Raw genomic sequence first — 17940 nt, 5'->3', positions numbered from 1 at the left:
ATGGCGAAAATTATTTCAAATCTAGTAAGCCTTCTTCCTTGAGTTTCGGATTAAAACGAATTTCCATTTTGACGTGACGATTTTCGAGGATGGTTTTTATTTCTTCTTCTAACCTTCGGGCGACTTTTTTCAGTAACTTAATTTTGCCTAATTCATCACTATTTTGATATGCTAATTTATCATCTTCTGTCATAGTTAATTTAGCATCGATCGACTGAGTCCACAAATTTTCTTCTTCACCGTTACCCGAAGGCAACTCCTGATTTTCTTCTAACCAATTACGGCGAATTTCCTCTAAAATAGTTCGATTAGCTCGATCGATCTGATAAAATTTAAACCAGTAACACTTATCAGGTTGTCTGACTAAATGTTGTTTTAAACTCATCAAAAGATTGCGAGAATATCCCACATATTGCAAAACTTTTTCTTGATTAAAAATAGCGTAAATTCCAATTACTCCTTCTAAATCAGCATTTATAAACCCGTTTTCATCAATATAAGAGATAAACTCTAAATCTTTTAATAAAATTTTTCCAGAATTATCAGACATTTTAAAATAGTTAATACTTAATAATAATTACGAAAAGTATCCCCCTTATCTTCTATCTTCTATCTTCTATCTCCTATCTCCTATCTTCTATCTTCTATCTCCTAACTTCTTCCGTCATCAGAATACGATAAGGCAATCTCTAATAATTATTTCCCAATTTGAGAAGCCATAGCTTTAAATTTAGCTAAACTCGCACCCGGACGACGACGAGATTGAGGTACATTATTAGTAACGTATTTACCCGCAAAATTCTCACCCTCAGTAACGGAAGCATTTTCATTACTTTGATTAGAGTAATTTTTAATGGCTTTCACCCAATCAGGTACATCATAACTTACATTAGCAGAAGCCACGGCAACGGGAGCAGATTTTTCCCCTTCAGGAGAAGTTGTTTCCGTTGTGGTTGTTTCTTCACTGGTGACAGTTTCTTCTACAGGGGTTTCTTTTGCTTCAAAAAAATATTCTTGAGATTTGTCTTTTTTGCCAAACAGTTTTAATACCATGTTTCTCCTTATAATAAATTCCAATTTTAAAATTTGTGTTCAACTCGAAGCAGTATATCATTTTTAGATAGCCTTTTATCCATTTTGAATATATCAGAATTTGACTTTTTTTCTTCGATCGAGGGAAACATAACTTCTCTGAGTAATTATACTCAAAAACCTTGATTATATGTCATAAAAAATAATAGTAAAGTAACATTAATAAGATAAACTATTGTCAAGTAAATTATTTTATTCATTAAAAAATATGAGAAACACAGTTTTACTTTTAAAAGAATTACCCCTTGCTTTATTATCTTTTATATTTGCTAAAATTAATAAATTTTTGATTGGTAATTTATATACTTTATACTTAATTTTTAATAAGAAAAAGGCTAAACAATGGCGAGTTATTGATAATGACTTAGTTTCTTCTAGCATAAATTTAGGGGTATTAATGACAAAAGCTCCTCGTTGGAATACCCATGCTATTATTGGTACATTAGGCCCTTTTTCTGTAAATAATTCTTTAAGTATTGACTTAAAATCTGGCAATAATTCCTGTGAATCATGGATTGCTATTTTTTATGATTTTCCTAACTATAATACCATCAGTACGATAGAATCTAATCAAGTTAATTCAGAAGAAGATTGGCATTCTATTAACCTCAAAAAAGGTAAATATACCATCGGTTTAAGATATTATAACTATTTCGATCGATTAGTGTTACCTACAGTTAAAGTTGATGGAGAAACTATCACTTCAGCCCAAGAAATACCCAATGATAGTAATAAATTTTATGACAGTTTAATTAGCAGAAAAAACTTTTATTTCTTAGCCCTTCATTATTATATTTATACAATTTTAAAATATCGCAAATACTTACCAGAATCCTTTATAAAAAATGAATTTTTACCCGTAGGTGCAACAGATACTAAATTTTTCTATGACTATTTAGATAAAGGAGAATCATTAACCATTGAAGTCGATGAATTTAGCCTTAAAACCTATGATATTTATATCACAGTATATGATCGATCGAGCTTACCCCTCAGTTTCTTTCAACTCAGTCAATTAAAACAAAAAACGATCCCTATTATTAATCAAGGTTATTATTTAATAAGAGTGCGCAGAAATGAAAATTTAGACAATAAATTCACAGATTTAGTTATTAATTTATCTAAAAATTAACAATTACTTATTACTCATTACTCATTACTCATTACTCATTACTTATTACTTATTACTCATTACTTTTTACTTATTACTTTTTACTCCCCAACTCAAATTTCTCCCAATATGGTATGATGAAGGGTTATCTTAGTTATTTATACCTAAAATTCTCTTTTAGAAATAGATACAACTTTTTTGGATGCTTTAAAGATAAAATTACCCATGAAAATTAGTTGGATTAACCGTGCCGATCGATTGAAAGCCTTACCACCGTATGTTTTTGCCCGTTTAGATGAATTGAAAATCAAAGCCAGAGAGCAAGGTTTAGATTTGATAGACTTAGGTATGGGCAACCCTGATGGTGCAACTCCGCAACCCATTATAGATGCAGCAAAAGAGGCTTTAAATGTTACCAAATATCACGGTTATCCCCCTTTTGAGGGTACGGCAAATTTTCGTCAAGCCATCGCTAATTGGTATCAAAGACGTTACCAAGTAGATTTGAGTGCCGATAGCGAAGCATTACCATTATTAGGCTCAAAAGAAGGTTTATCACACCTTGCCTTAGCCTATGTTAATCAAGGAGATACCGTTATTGTACCAAGTCCATCTTACCCTGCTCATTACCGAGGACCTGCCATTGCCGGGGCAAATATTTATGCGCCAATTCTCAAAGCAGAACAAGACTGGGTGTTAGACTTAAAAAGTATTCCCGAAGATGTTGCCCAAAAAGCGAAAATTCTTTACTTTAACTATCCTAATAATCCTACCAGTGCCACCGCTCCCCGCAGTTTTTTTGAAGAAGTAGTATCATGGGCAAAACATTACGAGATTATGTTAGTTCATGATTTGGCTTATGCAGAATTAGCCTTTGAAGGATACGAACCCACAAGTTTATTGCAAATTGAAGGGGGGAAGGATATAGGGGTAGAATTTCATACTTTGTCAAAAACCTATAATATGGCTGGTTGGCGTGTGGGTTTTGTGGTAGGTAACAGCGACATTATTCAAGGATTGCGCACTCTCAAAACTAACCTTGACTATGGCATTTTTAGCGTGATTCAAGCTGCCGCCGAAACCGCTTTACAACTTCCTGATACTTATATTCAACAAGTACAAAAGCGCTATCAAGAAAGACGAGATTTCGTCATTGACGGATTAAGTAAATTGGGATGGAGTATGAAACCATCTAAGGCAACTATGTATTTATGGGTAGAAGTGCCTCGTAATTCTAATTCGACGGATTTTGCCCTCGATTTATTACAGAAAACTGGAGTAGTCGTCACCCCCGGCAATGCTTTTGGTGAAGGGGGAGAAGGTTATGTGCGTCTGAGTTTAATTGCTGATTGCCCTCGATTGGGAGAAGCCTTAAAACGTTGGGAAAATGCAGGTATTCACTATTAAGAGGTTTCAGGTATTAGGTTTTAGGTATCAGGTTAAAGAATGAAAAATCAAAGTTTTGAGGCTTTAATTCTTATTACTATCTCCTGTCTCCTAACTCCTATCTCCTCCCTTCATCAAAATACTCTTGTAATCCCTATTTATTTCGATCGTAGGCTTTAGCGGAAGCTCGAATCCAGATGGAAGCAGCGATCGAAAATGGTATCATAGCCGCTAGAATGCCGGTAATAAAAGCATGATTTTGGGCAAAAGGTGACAGGATAAAGATTAAGATGATACCAAGGCAATAAATTAATCCTAAAAAGGGTAAACCGATGACGAGAAGAGCAAAACGATTATCTTTATCCACGAATTTTGAAGTAAAAAGTAATTAGGGTGTTAATTATTCATTAATTAATTTAATCAAGATTATATCCTTTTATTCGCTCTTTGACGACTTTAGCAGGATTTTCCAGTACGATCGAATTACTAGAAACATATTTAATTACCACTTGATTTTTATTTATTTAACAACGCTTGACGCATAACTTCAACGTCAGGTTTTTCCCCTGTCCAAATTTCAAAAGCGATGGCACCTTGTTGCACTAACATTTCACTACCATCAACAATAATTGCCCCCTGTTTTTGAGCTTCTTGTAAAAATAAAGTCGGGCGAGGAGTATAAATTAAATCATAGACGATCGAACTCTCTTTAATCAAACTATTTTGCTCGGAAGTCAAGGGAGAAATGTCAACATTCGGAGACATTCCCAGAGGAGTAGTATTAACAATCAATTCACTATCAGGAATTAACTCCGTTAACTTATCCCAAGAATCAACAGAAATAGAGCAATTTAAGTTACTTTCAGCGAAACTAGCCTTAAATGCTTCTAACCTAGCCAAATCTCTACCAATTACTCTGATTTCCTCACAGCCCAACTCCTCACAGCCCACAATTACCGCTCGACTTGCGCCCCCAGCACCCAATATCAAGGGTACAATTTTACTCCAATCTCTATTTAATTCTTGCAAGGGTGCAATAAAACCATCAATATCGGTATTTGTGCCGTGCCAACCTTCTTCTGTTAACCAGACAGTATTGACAGCACCAATTTTCTTAGCAGATTCTGTGATTTTTGTCAAGAGGGGAAGCACATTTTCTTTATGGGGAATGGTAACGTTAAAACCCCTCAAGTTTATTGCCTGAAACCCTTTAAAAACCGTCTCTAAATCCTCTTTTTTTACCTCAAAGGGGACATATACATAATCTAAGTTTAGCACCTCGATCGCCGCATTTTGCATCAACGGCGACTTAGAATGCTCAATGGGATAGCCAATAATACCTAATAATTTTGTTGTACCCTTTATGTTCATGATTATAATAAATGTTAGATTTTAGACAGTTAGGAGGTTAGGGAGACTAGAAGACAGGAAGACAGGAAGACAGGTGGATATTTTGTTAATTGTTAATTGTTAATTCTTAATTCTCAATTCTCAATTCTTAATTCTTAATTCTTAATTCTTAATTCTTAATTCTTAATTCTTAATTCTTAATTCTTAATTCTTAATTGCTTTGTTGCCAATGATCATTTTGAACTAAAGTATGGGTTAACCAATTATCATTACTATGGGGATAGTCTAAACGATAATGTCCTCCTCGACTTTCTTCTCGAAAAAGCGCACTTTTGAGGATTAAATAACCTATATCTATTAAATTAAGGGTTTCTGCGGTTAATTTCAAGTACTCCTCTCCTTGGGGTGACTTTAATTCATACTGTTGAGAGGGTGATAATTCTGTCAGCCATTGATAAATTGCTAAGGATTTTAATTGATTGCGCCAAGTTACTATTTGTTCGATCGAGCTTTCTAAACCTACTTGAGTGCGACAAATTCCAGCTCCCTCCCACACAACAATGGGTAAATCTTGACGAATTTGTTGAATTAAAGGCATCTCTTTTCCCCAATCATCATTAACAGACTCAGAAACTAAAGGCAATGATTCTTCTATTAACCTAGAATCAAGGCTTAAATTGCGGAAACTTTCAGCAAACACCACACACTCCAACAGAGAATTACTGGCTAAACGATTTGCACCGTGAACACCAGTACTAGCGGTTTCGCCGATGGCGTATAACCCCTTAATCGAAGTCTCATTATTCAGATTGACTTTTACTCCCCCCATCCAATAATGGGCGGCAGGAGATACGGGAATGGATTGTGAAAATAAGTCGATGCCCCACTGTTTACATTTATTGATGATATTGGGAAAACGGTATTCGATACGAGGCACGGGAATCGATCGTAAGTCCAAATATACCTTATCATGGACAGGATCATTACTAACCTTATGTAAATGATTATAGATCGATCGACTCACAATGTCTCTAGGTGCTAACTCTCCTTTGGGGTGATAATCAAAAGCAAAACGTCTTCCATCCTTATCAATTAAATGCGCACCCTCACCCCTCACCGCTTCACTAATCAAAAAATGAGGAGCGTTTTCTCTATCTAAAGCCGTAGGGTGAAATTGTACAAACTCTAAATCTCGTAACACCGCACCTGCGCGCCAAGCTAAAGCAACACCATCTCCCGTGCTAACTTGGGGGTTAGTGGTATGGGCAAAAACCTGCCCTCCTCCACCTGTGGCTAAAATAACCCCTTGTGCTTTTAGCCAATGAATGCCATTTTCGTATAATAAACAAACTCCCTGACATTGTTTTTTATCGTCATCTAACCATAAATTCAGAGCATAGGCTTGTTCATAAACGCTAATATGTTGACTTTCTAACACTTTTTGTCTTAGGATAGATACGATCGCCCTTCCCGTAGTATCCGCCGCATGAAGCACCCTAGGGAAAGAATGGGCAGCCTCCAAAGTAGTCGCTAACTCTCCATTATCCTTATCAAAATCCACCCCCATTTTTAACAAAGATTGAATCGAAATTACCGCATTTTCCACTAAATATTTAACAGCTTGTGCATCACATAAACCTGCACCCGCCTTCAAAGTATCTTCTAAGTGAAGTTGTGATGAATCATCAGGATCGATCGCCGCCGCAATGCCTCCTTGCGCCCAATCACTCGCACCTTTTTTCAATTTATCTTTAGTGATAACTGCAACACGCAAATTATCAGGAAGACATAAAGCAGAATATAAACCTGCCGCACCTGAACCGATGATGATAACATCAAAGCTATGGGGAAAAGAATATTTATGATTCAAAATCTTGAAATCTGGTTTTTTGCAAGGGTTGGGGTATTTTTGGTAATTTTAACCAATAATGATTCTATTTGCCACAAAAAAAATTAAGAATGAGAGTTTTTCATGATCGAAATTGAGATAAAAAAGTAGCTATATTTCAAGCTACCATTAATATCTTTTTTGATCAAATTTTAGAGATAAAAATTAGAACTTACTTAACCATTGTTGTAAATCTTCCACAGAATCCATGTCAAATAACTCCTCTGCTAAGATTTCTAAATCCTCAATATTTAATGCTTTTACTTGCATTTGTAAATCTTTATTAATTACTCCTAATTTTCTTTGAATTAAACGAATAATTAATTCTTTATCTCGATCGATCCTTTGCTGTAAACCTCTTTCTTCCGCCATTTGTTCAAAAGGACTAATTAAGGGCATAATTTTTTCCTCCTCGTATTTAATAATTTTTTTGTTCAAATCTTGCTGTAACAATGATGGTAAAGTCATCATAGCATCGATAAATTTAAACAGTTTTACTATTTCTAATTTACTGTATTTTTTATCGTATAAACTTCTGATTAAATACCATTTCCATTGCTCTCTTTCTGTTAAGTTACTGGTGGTAGCTTTCGTTTTTAAATGAGCCATTATCATCATGGCAAAAGGGTTTAAATTTCTTTCTAATTCTTCCCATTTTTCTTGATAATCTAATAATTTGATCGTGGGAAAATTAAGATTCAGTTGACATCCTCCTAAATCATAACCATAATTGGATGGTCGCCATTTTTCCTTTTCGTCTCCCAGTATAGCAAGGCTAATTACTGGTTTTCGATACAAGTCAAAAGCACGATAATGATAAATAAACATTCTTTGATTAAAGTCGCTATCATACTGACTTTGTACTTCGATGTGAACTAAAATCCACACTTCTTGTTCATCTTTCAAGCACACTTGAAATAGTTTATCCACCAATCTTTTACTATCATCGGAATCGGCAGTGATTTTTTGCAATTCTTTATCTAAAGATGTTATTGGTTTTAACCAGTCAATTAAGTTATATACATCTGGAAAGAAGAAGTCGAGAAATTTATCGAAATAGTCTCCTATAGCTTCTTTCCATGGTTCATCATAATTAGCGTTTATTTCTGTCATAAAATAATGTAGGGCGATGCACACCCCACCTAGCCGACGAGATAATTATAACTAGATTACGACAATATCAGCATTAGTTAAGGCTAAACCAGTACTTAAAGTCGCAAATTGTACCGCAGAAGTCGCACCACTACCGTCAACATCAAAGAATAACCCTCCAGTACTAGAATTATAAATGAAACGATGAGCGGAAGTAGTAGCAGATGCACCTATGATAAACTGAGTTGATAATAGTGTACCAACTGTTAAACCACCGCCAAAACCACTACGGCTAATTAAGATAGTGTCATCAATGACGCTAAAGTCGGTAATTCGATCGAGCCCTTCATTGGAAGAATTAAAGCGGAAAAAGTCATTACCAGAGCCTCCCGTCAGGGTATCATTACCAATACCACCGATAAGGGTATCATTGCCTCCTCCCCCCGTTAGGGTATCGTTACCAGCTCCTCCTGTCAGAATATTATTACCACTATTACCGATGATAACATTATTTAAGGTATTACCCGTACCACTAATATTGGTTGTGCCTGTTAAAGTGAGGTTTTCTAAGTTTGCTCCCAGTGTGTAGGTAATGGAACTATTCACGGTATCAATACCACCATTCAAGGCTTCCACAATCATATCCCCCGGATGATCTACACCGTAAAGATCATTTCCTAATCCTCCGATCATACTATCCGCACCCGTGCCTCCTGATAAGGTATCGTTACCTGCACCACCAATGAGGGTATCGTTACCATCACCACCGATAAGGCGATTATTGCCACTGTTACCAGTGATGACGTTATTTAAGATATTCCCCGTACCACTAATATTGGTTGTGCCTGTTAAAGTGAGGTTTTCTAAGTTTGCTCCCAGTGTGTAGGTAATGGAACTATTCACGGTATCAATACCACCATTCAAGGCTTCCACAATCACATCCCCCGGATGATCTACACCGTAAAGATCATTTCCACTACCCCCTACCATACTATCGGCACCCACTCCTCCTGATAAGGTATCATTCCCCTCACCACCGATTAAGGTATCGTTACCATCACCACCATTAAGGCGATTATTACCACTATTACCCCTGATGACATTGTTTAAGATATTCCCCGTACCACTAATATTGGTTGTGCCTGTTAAAGTGAGGTTTTCTAAGTTTGCTCCCAGTGTGTAGGTAATGGAACTATTCACGGTATCGATACCACCATTCAAGGCTTCCACAATCACATCCCCCGGATGATCTACACCGTAAAGATCATTTCCACTACCCCCTACCATACTATCGGCACCCACTCCTCCTGATAAGGTATCATTCCCCTCACCACCGATTAAGGTATCGTTACCATCACCACCATTAAGGCGATTATTGCCACTGTTACCAGTGATGACGTTATTTAAGATATTCCCTGTACCACTAATATTGGTTGTGCCTGTTAACTTCAGATTTTCGACGTTGTCAGGCAATGTGTAAGTAATGGAACTATTCACGGTATCGATACCACCATTCAAGGCTTCCACAATCACATCCCCCGGATGATCTACACCGTAAAGATCATTTCCTAATCCTCCTACCATACTATCTGCACCCACTCCCCCAGATAAGGTATCATTCCCCGCACCAGCAATAAGGGTATCATTACCATCACCACCGATAAGGCGATTATTACCACTGTTACCAGTGATACGGTTATCTAAAGTATTGCCTGTACCATTAATGTTTGCTGCACCGGTTAAGATTAAGTATTCCACATGATTCGGTAAAGTATAGGTGATGGTCGATCGAACCGTATCTGTACCCTGATTGACATTTTCGATAACTCGATCGCCCGTATTATCCACATAATAGGTATCGTTACCTGCACCTCCTCTCATGGTATCTGCACCTGCACCCCCATTAAGGATATTATTACCACTGTTACCCCTGATGACATTATTTAATCCGTTTCCCGTACCGTTGAGATTTGCACTACCACTTAAGGTTAAGTTTTCTACATGGTTAGGTAAAGTGTAAGTAATGGTTGAGATAACTGTATCAATACCTTGATTAGCTTTTTCAATGACTCGATCGCCCGTATTATCCACATAGTAAAGATCATCACCACTACCGCCAAACATAGTATCTGCACCAGTACCACCATTTAAGGTATCATTACCACCGCCTCCACTTAGCTTGTTATTACCACTGTTACCACTGATTATGTTATTCAGAGTATTACCCGTGCCGTTAATATTCGCAGTGCCACTTAAGGTTAAGTTTTCTACATGGTTGGGTAAGGTATAGGTGATGGTGGAAATAACAGTGTCTATGCCCTCATTTAGTCTTTCTATCACTACATCATTAACATTATCCACATAGTAGGTATCGTTACCAGCACCTCCTACCATACTATCCGCACCCGTGCCACCATCAAGGGTATCATCAGTAACTAAGACTAAGACTCTGACAGTATTGTTTTGAGTTTCTCCTAATAAATTGGTAGCTTGGATGGTAATTTCAGCGACACCATTGGTATTGCTATGGTAATCAAATAAAATTTCTCCCTGATTGTTAATGGTAGAAGTAACTAAACTAGGATTGGTGTTATTTTGGATGGTAAAACTCAATTCAGGTACATCAGTAACGGTGATATTCTCGAATCTAACTAAATCATTGTCGTCATTTACGGGAGAATTAATTACGGGTAGGTTAGTAAAAGCGGGATTTGTAACCCTAGCGTCAATAGTAGATAAAGATGCGATCGAATCTATAGTATTTAAGTCATTTCCAGAAAGTACTTCACCAAAGACAGTAAAACCACCATTTTGATAATCTAAATTACTGGCGTTATTAGCTACATTAAAAAACCATTGACTTGTAGCACTATTAGGATCACCTCCTAACTTTGCCATAGCGATTGTACCCCTTGTATTAGAACGATTTGAGCTAAACTCGTTAACCACTGGAGGATTTGTTTGTATATTATTCACCTCCAAATTATTAGTGGTAAAACCGCCTCCTTGAATGACAAAATTCGGTAGAGATCGATGGATAATAGAGTTAACATAGGCGTTATCGTCAACATATTGTAAAAAATTGTTAACTGTTAGGGGCGCACCTTCTCCATTTTGATCAAATAATAAAACATTAATTTCTCCATTACCAAGGTTGTTGTCGTATAAGTTAAAAGTGGCAATTTTCCCAGTGGTAAAAGGATCATCAAAATATTGAAATAGATTTAGAATAGTATCATTACTGTTAGCATTGACAACTAAAGTATTAAAAGGGTTGATATTGATAGTCATAGAATAGTGGTTAGTGGATAGTTGAATAGGGGGTGTGAATAAATATGTTTGCTCAAACATTTACATACATAAAATTAACACTTTTTTGATCGATATGATTACTTTTTGGGGTAAAGGTCACGAAATTGTAACAATTGCCTTGAACACCCCAACCTCCTCAATCATTTTTGGGGAAAATTTAACTCACTTTAGTAGAACTATTTGGTGTCATGGCGAACGATAGTGAAGCCATCTCAGGAGATTGCTTCGTTACCTCGCAATGACGGGGGGTTCGATCGACTTTGGAGATTGCTTCGTTTCCTCGCAATGACAGGATAGGAGTTCGATCGAGGTTTTGTAAGAGGGGGGAGGGTTCGATCGATTTTAAGGGAGTTCGATTGAGGTTATAGGGTTCGATCGATTTTGGGGATTGTGGGGAGGTTCGATCGATTTTGGTGGGAGTTCGATCGAGCTATGAAGACATTTAGTTTTAGTTTTGGGGATTAACAGCTTTTTTTATCATCTCTAGGGGTAAATTAAGACGATTAGCAATGTCATCGACACTCACACCTAATTGGATTAAAAGTGGTACTGTTTCCAGTTTCCCTTCAAATTTACCTTGTTGAATACCTTGTTGAATACCTTGTTGAATACCCTGTTGAATACCTTGTTGAATACCTTGTTGAATACCTTGTTGAATACCTTGTTGCACTGCTTCTTCTTCTTTTTGGGCGAATTCTTGATCAAATATTGCTCTTAAACTCATAATTAACACCTGCCTTTTTTGATTGAGTGAGAATGATTTATTCTGATTTGCTTCCATAGCATTTAATAAACCATATACCGATTTTAATATATTTTTTCGGGAAGGGTGGTTATCGGGTAATGATTCCAATTCCTCGATGGCACTAAGCTGTATTTTATCCCTGCCAAATAGTCTTAACCATAATGTTTGGGGAGTTTTTGGTAATTGATGTACGGCAATAATACCTGTGTTAAATCCTTGAGGTAAAAAATACACTCCTTTCTCCCAATTTTCTTGAGGTTGTCCTGAAAATTGACTCAAAATCTGTTTAGAAACCGTAGGGGTTATAATCCATAAAGCGATGTCTTTTTTTTGGTCTTTTAAAAGATTGTTTTTGACACTAATTAGTTTACCAATACAATCCATAATCTGCTCGGCTTGAATATGATTACGGTAAACTTCTATTAAACAAGTTGTTTGTGCAATTTTTCCTAATAATCCTAATGTGTCGGGTGTTGTCGGTACTGATTTATCAGGAATAAAAAGAATATCCACTTCTCTTCTTTCGCTACTTACATCCGCTGAAGGAATTACTTGACCATAATTTTGATACAATTCTGGTAACACTTCTTTGACAAATTCGTCATGGGGAAATTGAGACATTTAAGATCAACATTTCGGGTTTTTCCATTGACATTTTACCATTAATTGATCAGAAGAAGTCATGAAGTTTACAGGGAGTTCGGGCGCGCAGCGTGCCTTTGGCATCGAGTTTAGAGATTGCTTCTTGGGAAAGTTCGATTATAGAGAGTTCGATCGAAATCAAGAGAAAATTTTATTCGCCACAAAAAAAAAATTAAATAATTGATGTTATTTGTGAACAAGTTTTGCTATAATGTTAATAACACCTAACACCTAATACCTGATAGAGGCGTTCATCTGAGCGTCTCTATTCTCTTTTATAGACTAGAATAGAGAAATAGATATTGATTTTACAGGTAATGTATTTATGGCAAACTCAGAAAACTTATTACAAAAAGCCTTCTATTTAGGTGTAGGCATAGCCGGTTATGCTGTGGAAAAAGCGAATGATAAATTTCAAGAATTGAAGCAACAAGTAGAAAAAATCGCTAACACTCCAGATTTTCCGCAACAATTGCAAAGAATGGCGGATGACATGGTAAATAAAGGAAAAATGACGGCGGAAGAAGCTCGTACTTTTGTGGATGATATGGTTAAACAATCTCAAAATCAAACCATTAAAAAAAATGATACTTCTAGTCAATCTTCTCAACCACGCCCCATTGAAATTATTACCGATGAGGAAGATAATTAATTAATGAGGAATAAGGAATCCGTTATTGGTTATTGATGAAATTAGTCGTTTAATTTGATAATTATTAGGACAAGAATGGATAATTGGGATAATAACTTATGGAAATGGTTAAATGATGTACAACAAGGATTAGAGTCGTTTTCGATTCATATTAATCAAGAATGGCAAAAAAACATCATAGAATTGGATACAAAACTTAATGATTTAACGGAAGAAGTAGAAAATGCTGTCACCGCCGAGTTAAATCAGTTTTTGGAGGATATGGATGATTTGATGATCGATTTTTTTCGAGTTTTTCTTGATGAGGATTTAACTAGATTTGAGGACGATCAAAATCTTGACTCAGAAGAGTTATACTCTTTATTTGAGGATTATAAACCGATACCTAATACTCAAAAACATCCTGCTTGTGTTGGATGTACTCATTATCATGGACAAACTTATAATGGCAACTTACTTGTATGTGCCATGTATCCCTATGGTTGGGATGGCGAAAAATGTCCAGATTGGGAAAAGGAAAGTTGAGAAGTTGGGGAGTTAGGGGAAATACCTATAAATTGAGCCATTGTGCCACGGTGGTGGGTAGAGGTAATAAGATGACAATGAGTAAAATGAGGGAAAATAAGCCTAGTAAGTCTCTACCGTTATCTAATTCTGTCACATCGTTTAAGGCGGGTTGATCTACTACGGGCATAAAAATTAAGATGATTGCCCATAATAAAAACTCTCCTCGCACTAAGGCTAATATGATCATTAAAACCCGGGTAATTTGCCCTACTATAACGGCTTTTCCTTGCCCAAACATAGCATGAACTATATGTCCACCGTCTAATTGTCCTACAGGCATCAAGTTTAAGGCGGTGACGATTAAGCCAATATAACCAGCTATGGCGGCAGGATGTAGTGCGATTGCCTTGTCTGCCACTAATTGACTCCCCATGACTAATTTAGCCAATACTGCCAGTAAAAAAGAAAAACGAGGGTCTAATGCGTCAAACTGTAACATACTGACTCGATCGGGCATATCCACCACATGGGAATAGGCTAAACCCCAGACTAATACGGGGATAGTAACTAAAAATCCCCCTAAAGGACCGGCGATCGCCACATCAAAAACGGCTTTACGGTTAGGCATGGGAGATTTAATGGAAATAAATGCCCCAAAAGTACCTAAAAAGAAGGGAATGGGGATGAAATAGGGTAAAGTTGTTTTGATTTTATAGTAAACAGCAAATAGATAATGACTTAATTCGTGAATCCCTAAAATGGCGATTAGGGAGAGACTATAGGGCAACCCTTCTAAAATCAATTCAGGATTTGTTTCTAATTCTGTGACTTGTACTCCGCTAATTTCTGCACCGATAATGGTGGTAGTTAATAGGGTTAGGAATAATAAGATTATAGCGGTGACAGGACGAGTTAATTTTTCTTCGGGTAACTTAGTTTTAATGGTGACAGAATGGGGATTTGGCACTAAGGCAAAAAAAGGTTGACCTTGTAGGGTTTCTTGGAAGATAATTAAAAATCGATCGTCAAAAACCTTTTCTAAATTACTTTTGATGGTGGGATAGGCTTTTTCTGGCGCTGTCATTAATTTCCCTAAACAAAGGATGGCTTGGGGTAAATAATCAATTTTTTGAAGGTAATAAACTCCCCAAGGAAAACAATCTCTCAAGGCTTTTTCCTCCTGTGGATTAATGGGGGGTGTTTTATTCTTCTGAGAATTTTCCCCAGAAACATTATCATTATTTAAGGGATTTGCGGATTTTTGTACTTCAGAAGACTCTAAATTAGATGGTTTCTCAGGGGTTATTTTTCCGATTTCAATCAACCAAATATAGAGTATAGGGGAAAGAATTAGGGGAATAAAGACTAATAAAGAGGGCATGGAATTTTTCGGATTCGTCAGATACCATCCCACCCAAATTAATGGCGGTATCATTAAAGCTAACCATAATAACCAAGTGGGGGTTTTTGTTATCTTGGCAATATTGCGTTTAATTATGATGTAGCTAAGGGTACTGAGTACTAAGAAAAGAATAATTAATTCCATGTTTAATTTATAATAATATAGCTGTCTGGTATCTAATTTCGATCGAACTTAAAAGATAAGTGATGAGTAATGAGTAAGAAGGAATTAGGGTGTTAATTTTCAATTTTCAATTCTTCATTCTCAATTCTCCATTTTCAATTCTCCATTCTCAATTCTCCATTCTCAATTCTCCATTCTCAATTCTTTATGATGAACTCTAATACTAATTTTACAGAAAAAAATACTGAAACTACGATTCAAGGAAATAATTATAAATCTCCTAAACTCATTTTAGACAATATTTTCGCTTTTCCACCGAATCGAGATACTTTGGGAGGTACTTCTTATCTACTTATTCACCCTGAAGGTAATATTTTAATTGATTGTCCATCATGGCACATGGGAAATAGAGATTTTTGCTTAAATAATGGGGGGGTGAAATATTTATTTTTGACTCAGCGAGATGGTATTAGTAAATCCATTAAATCTATTAAAAACGACTTAAATTGTGATTTAATTATTCAAGAGCAAGAGGGTTATTTGTTGCCTAATTTAAGCCCGATTACTTTTGGGGATAGTTATAATATCTATGATGATTGTGAGTTGATTTGGACTTGTGGATATTCCCCAGCTTCTTCTTGTTTATATTATGGTAATTATGGGGGAGTTTTGTTTAGTGGAAGGCATTTATTACCGATAAAAGAGGGTATTACTGCCTTAAAATTGAAAAAAACTTTTCATTGGCGCCGACAGTTGCGCAGTGTGAATTTATTGCTCGATCGATTTTCTGAGGATACTCTTAATTATATCTGTCCGGGAGCTAATACGGGTTATTTAAGGGGTAAAGGTACACTCGATCGAGCTTATCATTATTTGAAGGGTTCGATCGTCTAATGCCATCGACGACTATTTATAAATATCTCCTCGAAAACTAATAGCATATATTTCTAGTTCATAATTATCAAAATTTACGGTAAAAATAACTCTAATTTTACCTATTCTAAGGCGATAAAAATTTTCCCATTCTCCTTTCATTTTTTTTATATTTAGTTAAGTAAAAGGAATCATTTTACTTTCCAATTCCGTTAATAAACGAGAAGCGATCGCATCTTGTAATTCGGGATTTAACTGTTCAATTTTGTTAAATACTTTTTGTAAAAGTTTAGTCATATTTTTGTCGGAAATTATTAACTAATTAATTTTATCTTATTAAACCTGAGTTCGATCGAGCTTATCATAACTACTTATAAAAAAGCAGAAAAATAACACTGTAATTTTCATGAATAATCTTAATTCTCAAGTCTGGATATTAGCAGGAGGAAGGTTATTATTACAATTTGGTACTGGTTTTACCTTATTTTATGCTCCTATTTTCTTTGTTAATCAGTTAGGGTTTTCCCCGACTATGGTAGGGATTGCACTGGGTAGTGCATCGGTATCAGGAATTTTGGGACGCTTTTTAGGAGGAAGTTGGAGCGATTCTCCGGCATGGGGTAGAAAAAAAATTCTTTTACTCTCTGCGGTAATAAGTGCGATCGCCGATATATTTTTAGCTTCAGCACATAGTTACAGTTTTTTGTTATGGGGAAACCTGTTAATGGGCTTGGGTATTGGCTTTTATTGGCCTCCTGCGGAAGCCTTAGTGGCGGATTTAACCACTCCAAATCAAAGAAATTCCGCTTTTGCCATCAGTCGTCTGGCGGATAACTTAGGCTTGGGATTGGGTATTGTTATCGGTGGTTGGCTTATTAGTGTGACGAATAATTATCGTCTTTTGTTTATTATTGATGGTTTTTCTTTTGTCGTTTTTTATATAGTCATTTCTTTTACTATTCAAGAAACTGCACAAAATTTTCCTGAATCTCAAGGAAAGTGGCAAGGTTGGGATAAGGCTTTACAAGATAAAAGTTTATGGATTTTTTGCGTGGTAAATATTATGTTTACTACTTATATCTCTCAAATTCAAACGACTCTACCTCTTTATTTGACTAACTTTACCCTTAATAATCAATTTTCCATCGAAAATATCAGCAGTTTATTTAGTTTACACATCATTTTTGCGGCGCTGTTTCAATTACCCATGTTGAAGATTTTAAATCATCTCGATCGTATTCAAGGGTTGACTTTTTCTTTGATGATGTGGGGTATTAGTTTTAGTTTAATTTGGATTACTGGTAATATGGCTCAATTTGCCTTTTATTATGCTCTTTTTGGGGTTTTAATCGCTTCCATCGCTTTGATAAGCTATAATCCTCCAGCTTCTGCTTTAATAGTAGATTTAGCTCCAGTTTCCTTACGAGGAATTTACTTTGCCATTAACTCTCAATGTTGGGCGATAGGTTATTTAATTGGTCCTCCTTTGGGGGGTTGGGTACTCGATCGAGCAGCGCCGTTTCACGATCGCGCAGCGCCGTTTCACGATCAAGGTATAATTTATGCACATAATTTCTGGTTAATCTTAGGGTTTAGTGTATTTATCGCTATGGGAATTTTACAATATTTAAAATATTCTCTAAACCTCAGTAAATCATAAAATTTTCAAGAAAAATAGTGATTTTTCACCGTAATACGGGCATTTTGCCTGTATGGCTAGATTGTGAGAAATCAAATAGCGATAATCCAGTAATACTTTTTAAAA

Annotated in this window: 16 protein-coding genes; 7 read left to right on the top strand and 9 right to left on the bottom strand. The window is 36.1% G+C overall.

Annotation, left to right across the window (positions count from 1 at the left end):
* Positions 1 to 10 precede the first annotated feature (10 nt).
* Entirely contained in the window at positions 11 to 550 is a 540-nt protein-coding gene (locus SYN6308_RS09210; protein ID WP_017294151.1) for a GIY-YIG nuclease family protein, read from the bottom strand.
* A 146-nt stretch (positions 551 to 696) separates the two neighbouring features.
* Positions 697 to 1053 (bottom strand): hypothetical protein, encoded by a 357-nt coding sequence (locus SYN6308_RS09205; protein ID WP_017294150.1) that lies wholly within the window; start codon positions 1051 to 1053, stop codon positions 697 to 699.
* Between the two features lie 247 nt (positions 1054 to 1300).
* Between SYN6308_RS09205 and SYN6308_RS09200 the strand changes: the two genes are divergently transcribed.
* Together SYN6308_RS09200 and SYN6308_RS09195 are read left to right on the top strand one after the other, a co-directional pair.
* Complete coding sequence (locus SYN6308_RS09200; protein WP_017294149.1) at positions 1301 to 2224, top strand: DUF6208 family protein; 924 nt, start codon at positions 1301 to 1303, stop codon at positions 2222 to 2224.
* Positions 2225 to 2428: 204 nt separating this feature from the next.
* Positions 2429 to 3610: an aspartate aminotransferase gene (locus SYN6308_RS09195; RefSeq protein ID WP_017294148.1), complete on the top strand. Its 1182-nt coding sequence runs from the start codon at positions 2429 to 2431 to the stop codon at positions 3608 to 3610.
* Between the two features lie 133 nt (positions 3611 to 3743).
* On the opposite strand, the gene SYN6308_RS09190 is transcribed toward SYN6308_RS09195, so the two are convergent.
* The 6 genes from SYN6308_RS09190 to SYN6308_RS09160 all read right to left on the bottom strand — a co-directional run bounded on the left by SYN6308_RS09190 (position 3744) and on the right by SYN6308_RS09160 (position 12597).
* Complete coding sequence (locus tag SYN6308_RS09190) at positions 3744 to 3956, bottom strand: hypothetical protein (protein ID WP_017294147.1); 213 nt, start codon at positions 3954 to 3956, stop codon at positions 3744 to 3746.
* Positions 3957 to 4105: 149 nt separating this feature from the next.
* Entirely contained in the window at positions 4106 to 4963 is an 858-nt protein-coding gene (locus tag SYN6308_RS09185; protein ID WP_202803901.1) for a shikimate dehydrogenase, read from the bottom strand.
* Positions 4964 to 5150: 187 nt separating this feature from the next.
* Positions 5151 to 6809: an L-aspartate oxidase gene (gene nadB / locus SYN6308_RS09180; RefSeq protein ID WP_017294145.1), complete on the bottom strand. Its 1659-nt coding sequence runs from the start codon at positions 6807 to 6809 to the stop codon at positions 5151 to 5153.
* A 183-nt stretch (positions 6810 to 6992) separates the two neighbouring features.
* Complete coding sequence (locus tag SYN6308_RS09175; protein WP_017294144.1) at positions 6993 to 7940, bottom strand: DUF4351 domain-containing protein; 948 nt, start codon at positions 7938 to 7940, stop codon at positions 6993 to 6995.
* Between the two features lie 51 nt (positions 7941 to 7991).
* Positions 7992 to 11210: a peptidylprolyl isomerase gene (locus SYN6308_RS25500; RefSeq protein WP_144051421.1), complete on the bottom strand. Its 3219-nt coding sequence runs from the start codon at positions 11208 to 11210 to the stop codon at positions 7992 to 7994.
* Positions 11211 to 11679: 469 nt separating this feature from the next.
* Positions 11680 to 12597, bottom strand: coding sequence for a hypothetical protein (locus SYN6308_RS09160; RefSeq protein WP_017294141.1), 918 nt, complete (start codon positions 12595 to 12597; stop codon positions 11680 to 11682).
* A 61-nt stretch (positions 12598 to 12658) separates the two neighbouring features.
* Here SYN6308_RS09160 and SYN6308_RS24875 point away from each other — a divergent pair, with 61 nt between their 5' ends.
* The 3 genes from SYN6308_RS24875 to SYN6308_RS23340 all read left to right on the top strand — a co-directional run bounded on the left by SYN6308_RS24875 (position 12659) and on the right by SYN6308_RS23340 (position 13795).
* Positions 12659 to 12802, top strand: a complete 144-nt coding sequence (locus SYN6308_RS24875; RefSeq protein WP_017294140.1) for a hypothetical protein — start codon at positions 12659 to 12661, stop codon at positions 12800 to 12802.
* 141 nt (positions 12803 to 12943) lie between these two features.
* Entirely contained in the window at positions 12944 to 13270 is a 327-nt protein-coding gene (locus tag SYN6308_RS09150; RefSeq protein ID WP_017294139.1) for a hypothetical protein, read from the top strand.
* Between the two features lie 75 nt (positions 13271 to 13345).
* Positions 13346 to 13795 carry a hypothetical protein gene (locus tag SYN6308_RS23340; protein ID WP_017294138.1) on the top strand — a complete coding sequence of 150 codons (450 nt, stop codon included), beginning with the start codon at positions 13346 to 13348 and terminating at the stop codon, positions 13793 to 13795.
* A 25-nt stretch (positions 13796 to 13820) separates the two neighbouring features.
* Here the strand turns inward: SYN6308_RS23340 and SYN6308_RS09140 are convergent, their stop codons facing one another.
* Positions 13821 to 15323 (bottom strand): site-2 protease family protein, encoded by a 1503-nt coding sequence (locus tag SYN6308_RS09140; protein ID WP_017294137.1) that lies wholly within the window; start codon positions 15321 to 15323, stop codon positions 13821 to 13823.
* Between the two features lie 189 nt (positions 15324 to 15512).
* Here SYN6308_RS09140 and SYN6308_RS09135 point away from each other — a divergent pair, with 189 nt between their 5' ends.
* On the top strand, positions 15513 to 16196 hold the full coding sequence (locus tag SYN6308_RS09135) for a hypothetical protein (protein ID WP_017294136.1): 684 nt from the start codon (positions 15513 to 15515) through the stop codon (positions 16194 to 16196).
* Positions 16197 to 16581: 385 nt separating this feature from the next.
* Positions 16582 to 17835, top strand: coding sequence for an MFS transporter (locus tag SYN6308_RS09120; protein ID WP_017294133.1), 1254 nt, complete (start codon positions 16582 to 16584; stop codon positions 17833 to 17835).
* The last annotated feature ends 105 nt before the right edge of the window (positions 17836 to 17940 follow it).

It is taken from the genome of Geminocystis herdmanii PCC 6308, from assembly GCF_000332235.1.
GTDB classification, from domain to species: domain Bacteria; phylum Cyanobacteriota; class Cyanobacteriia; order Cyanobacteriales; family Cyanobacteriaceae; genus Geminocystis; species Geminocystis herdmanii.
Note: the sequence above shows the minus strand (reverse complement) of the source record. Positions and strands in the feature narration are given on the sequence as shown.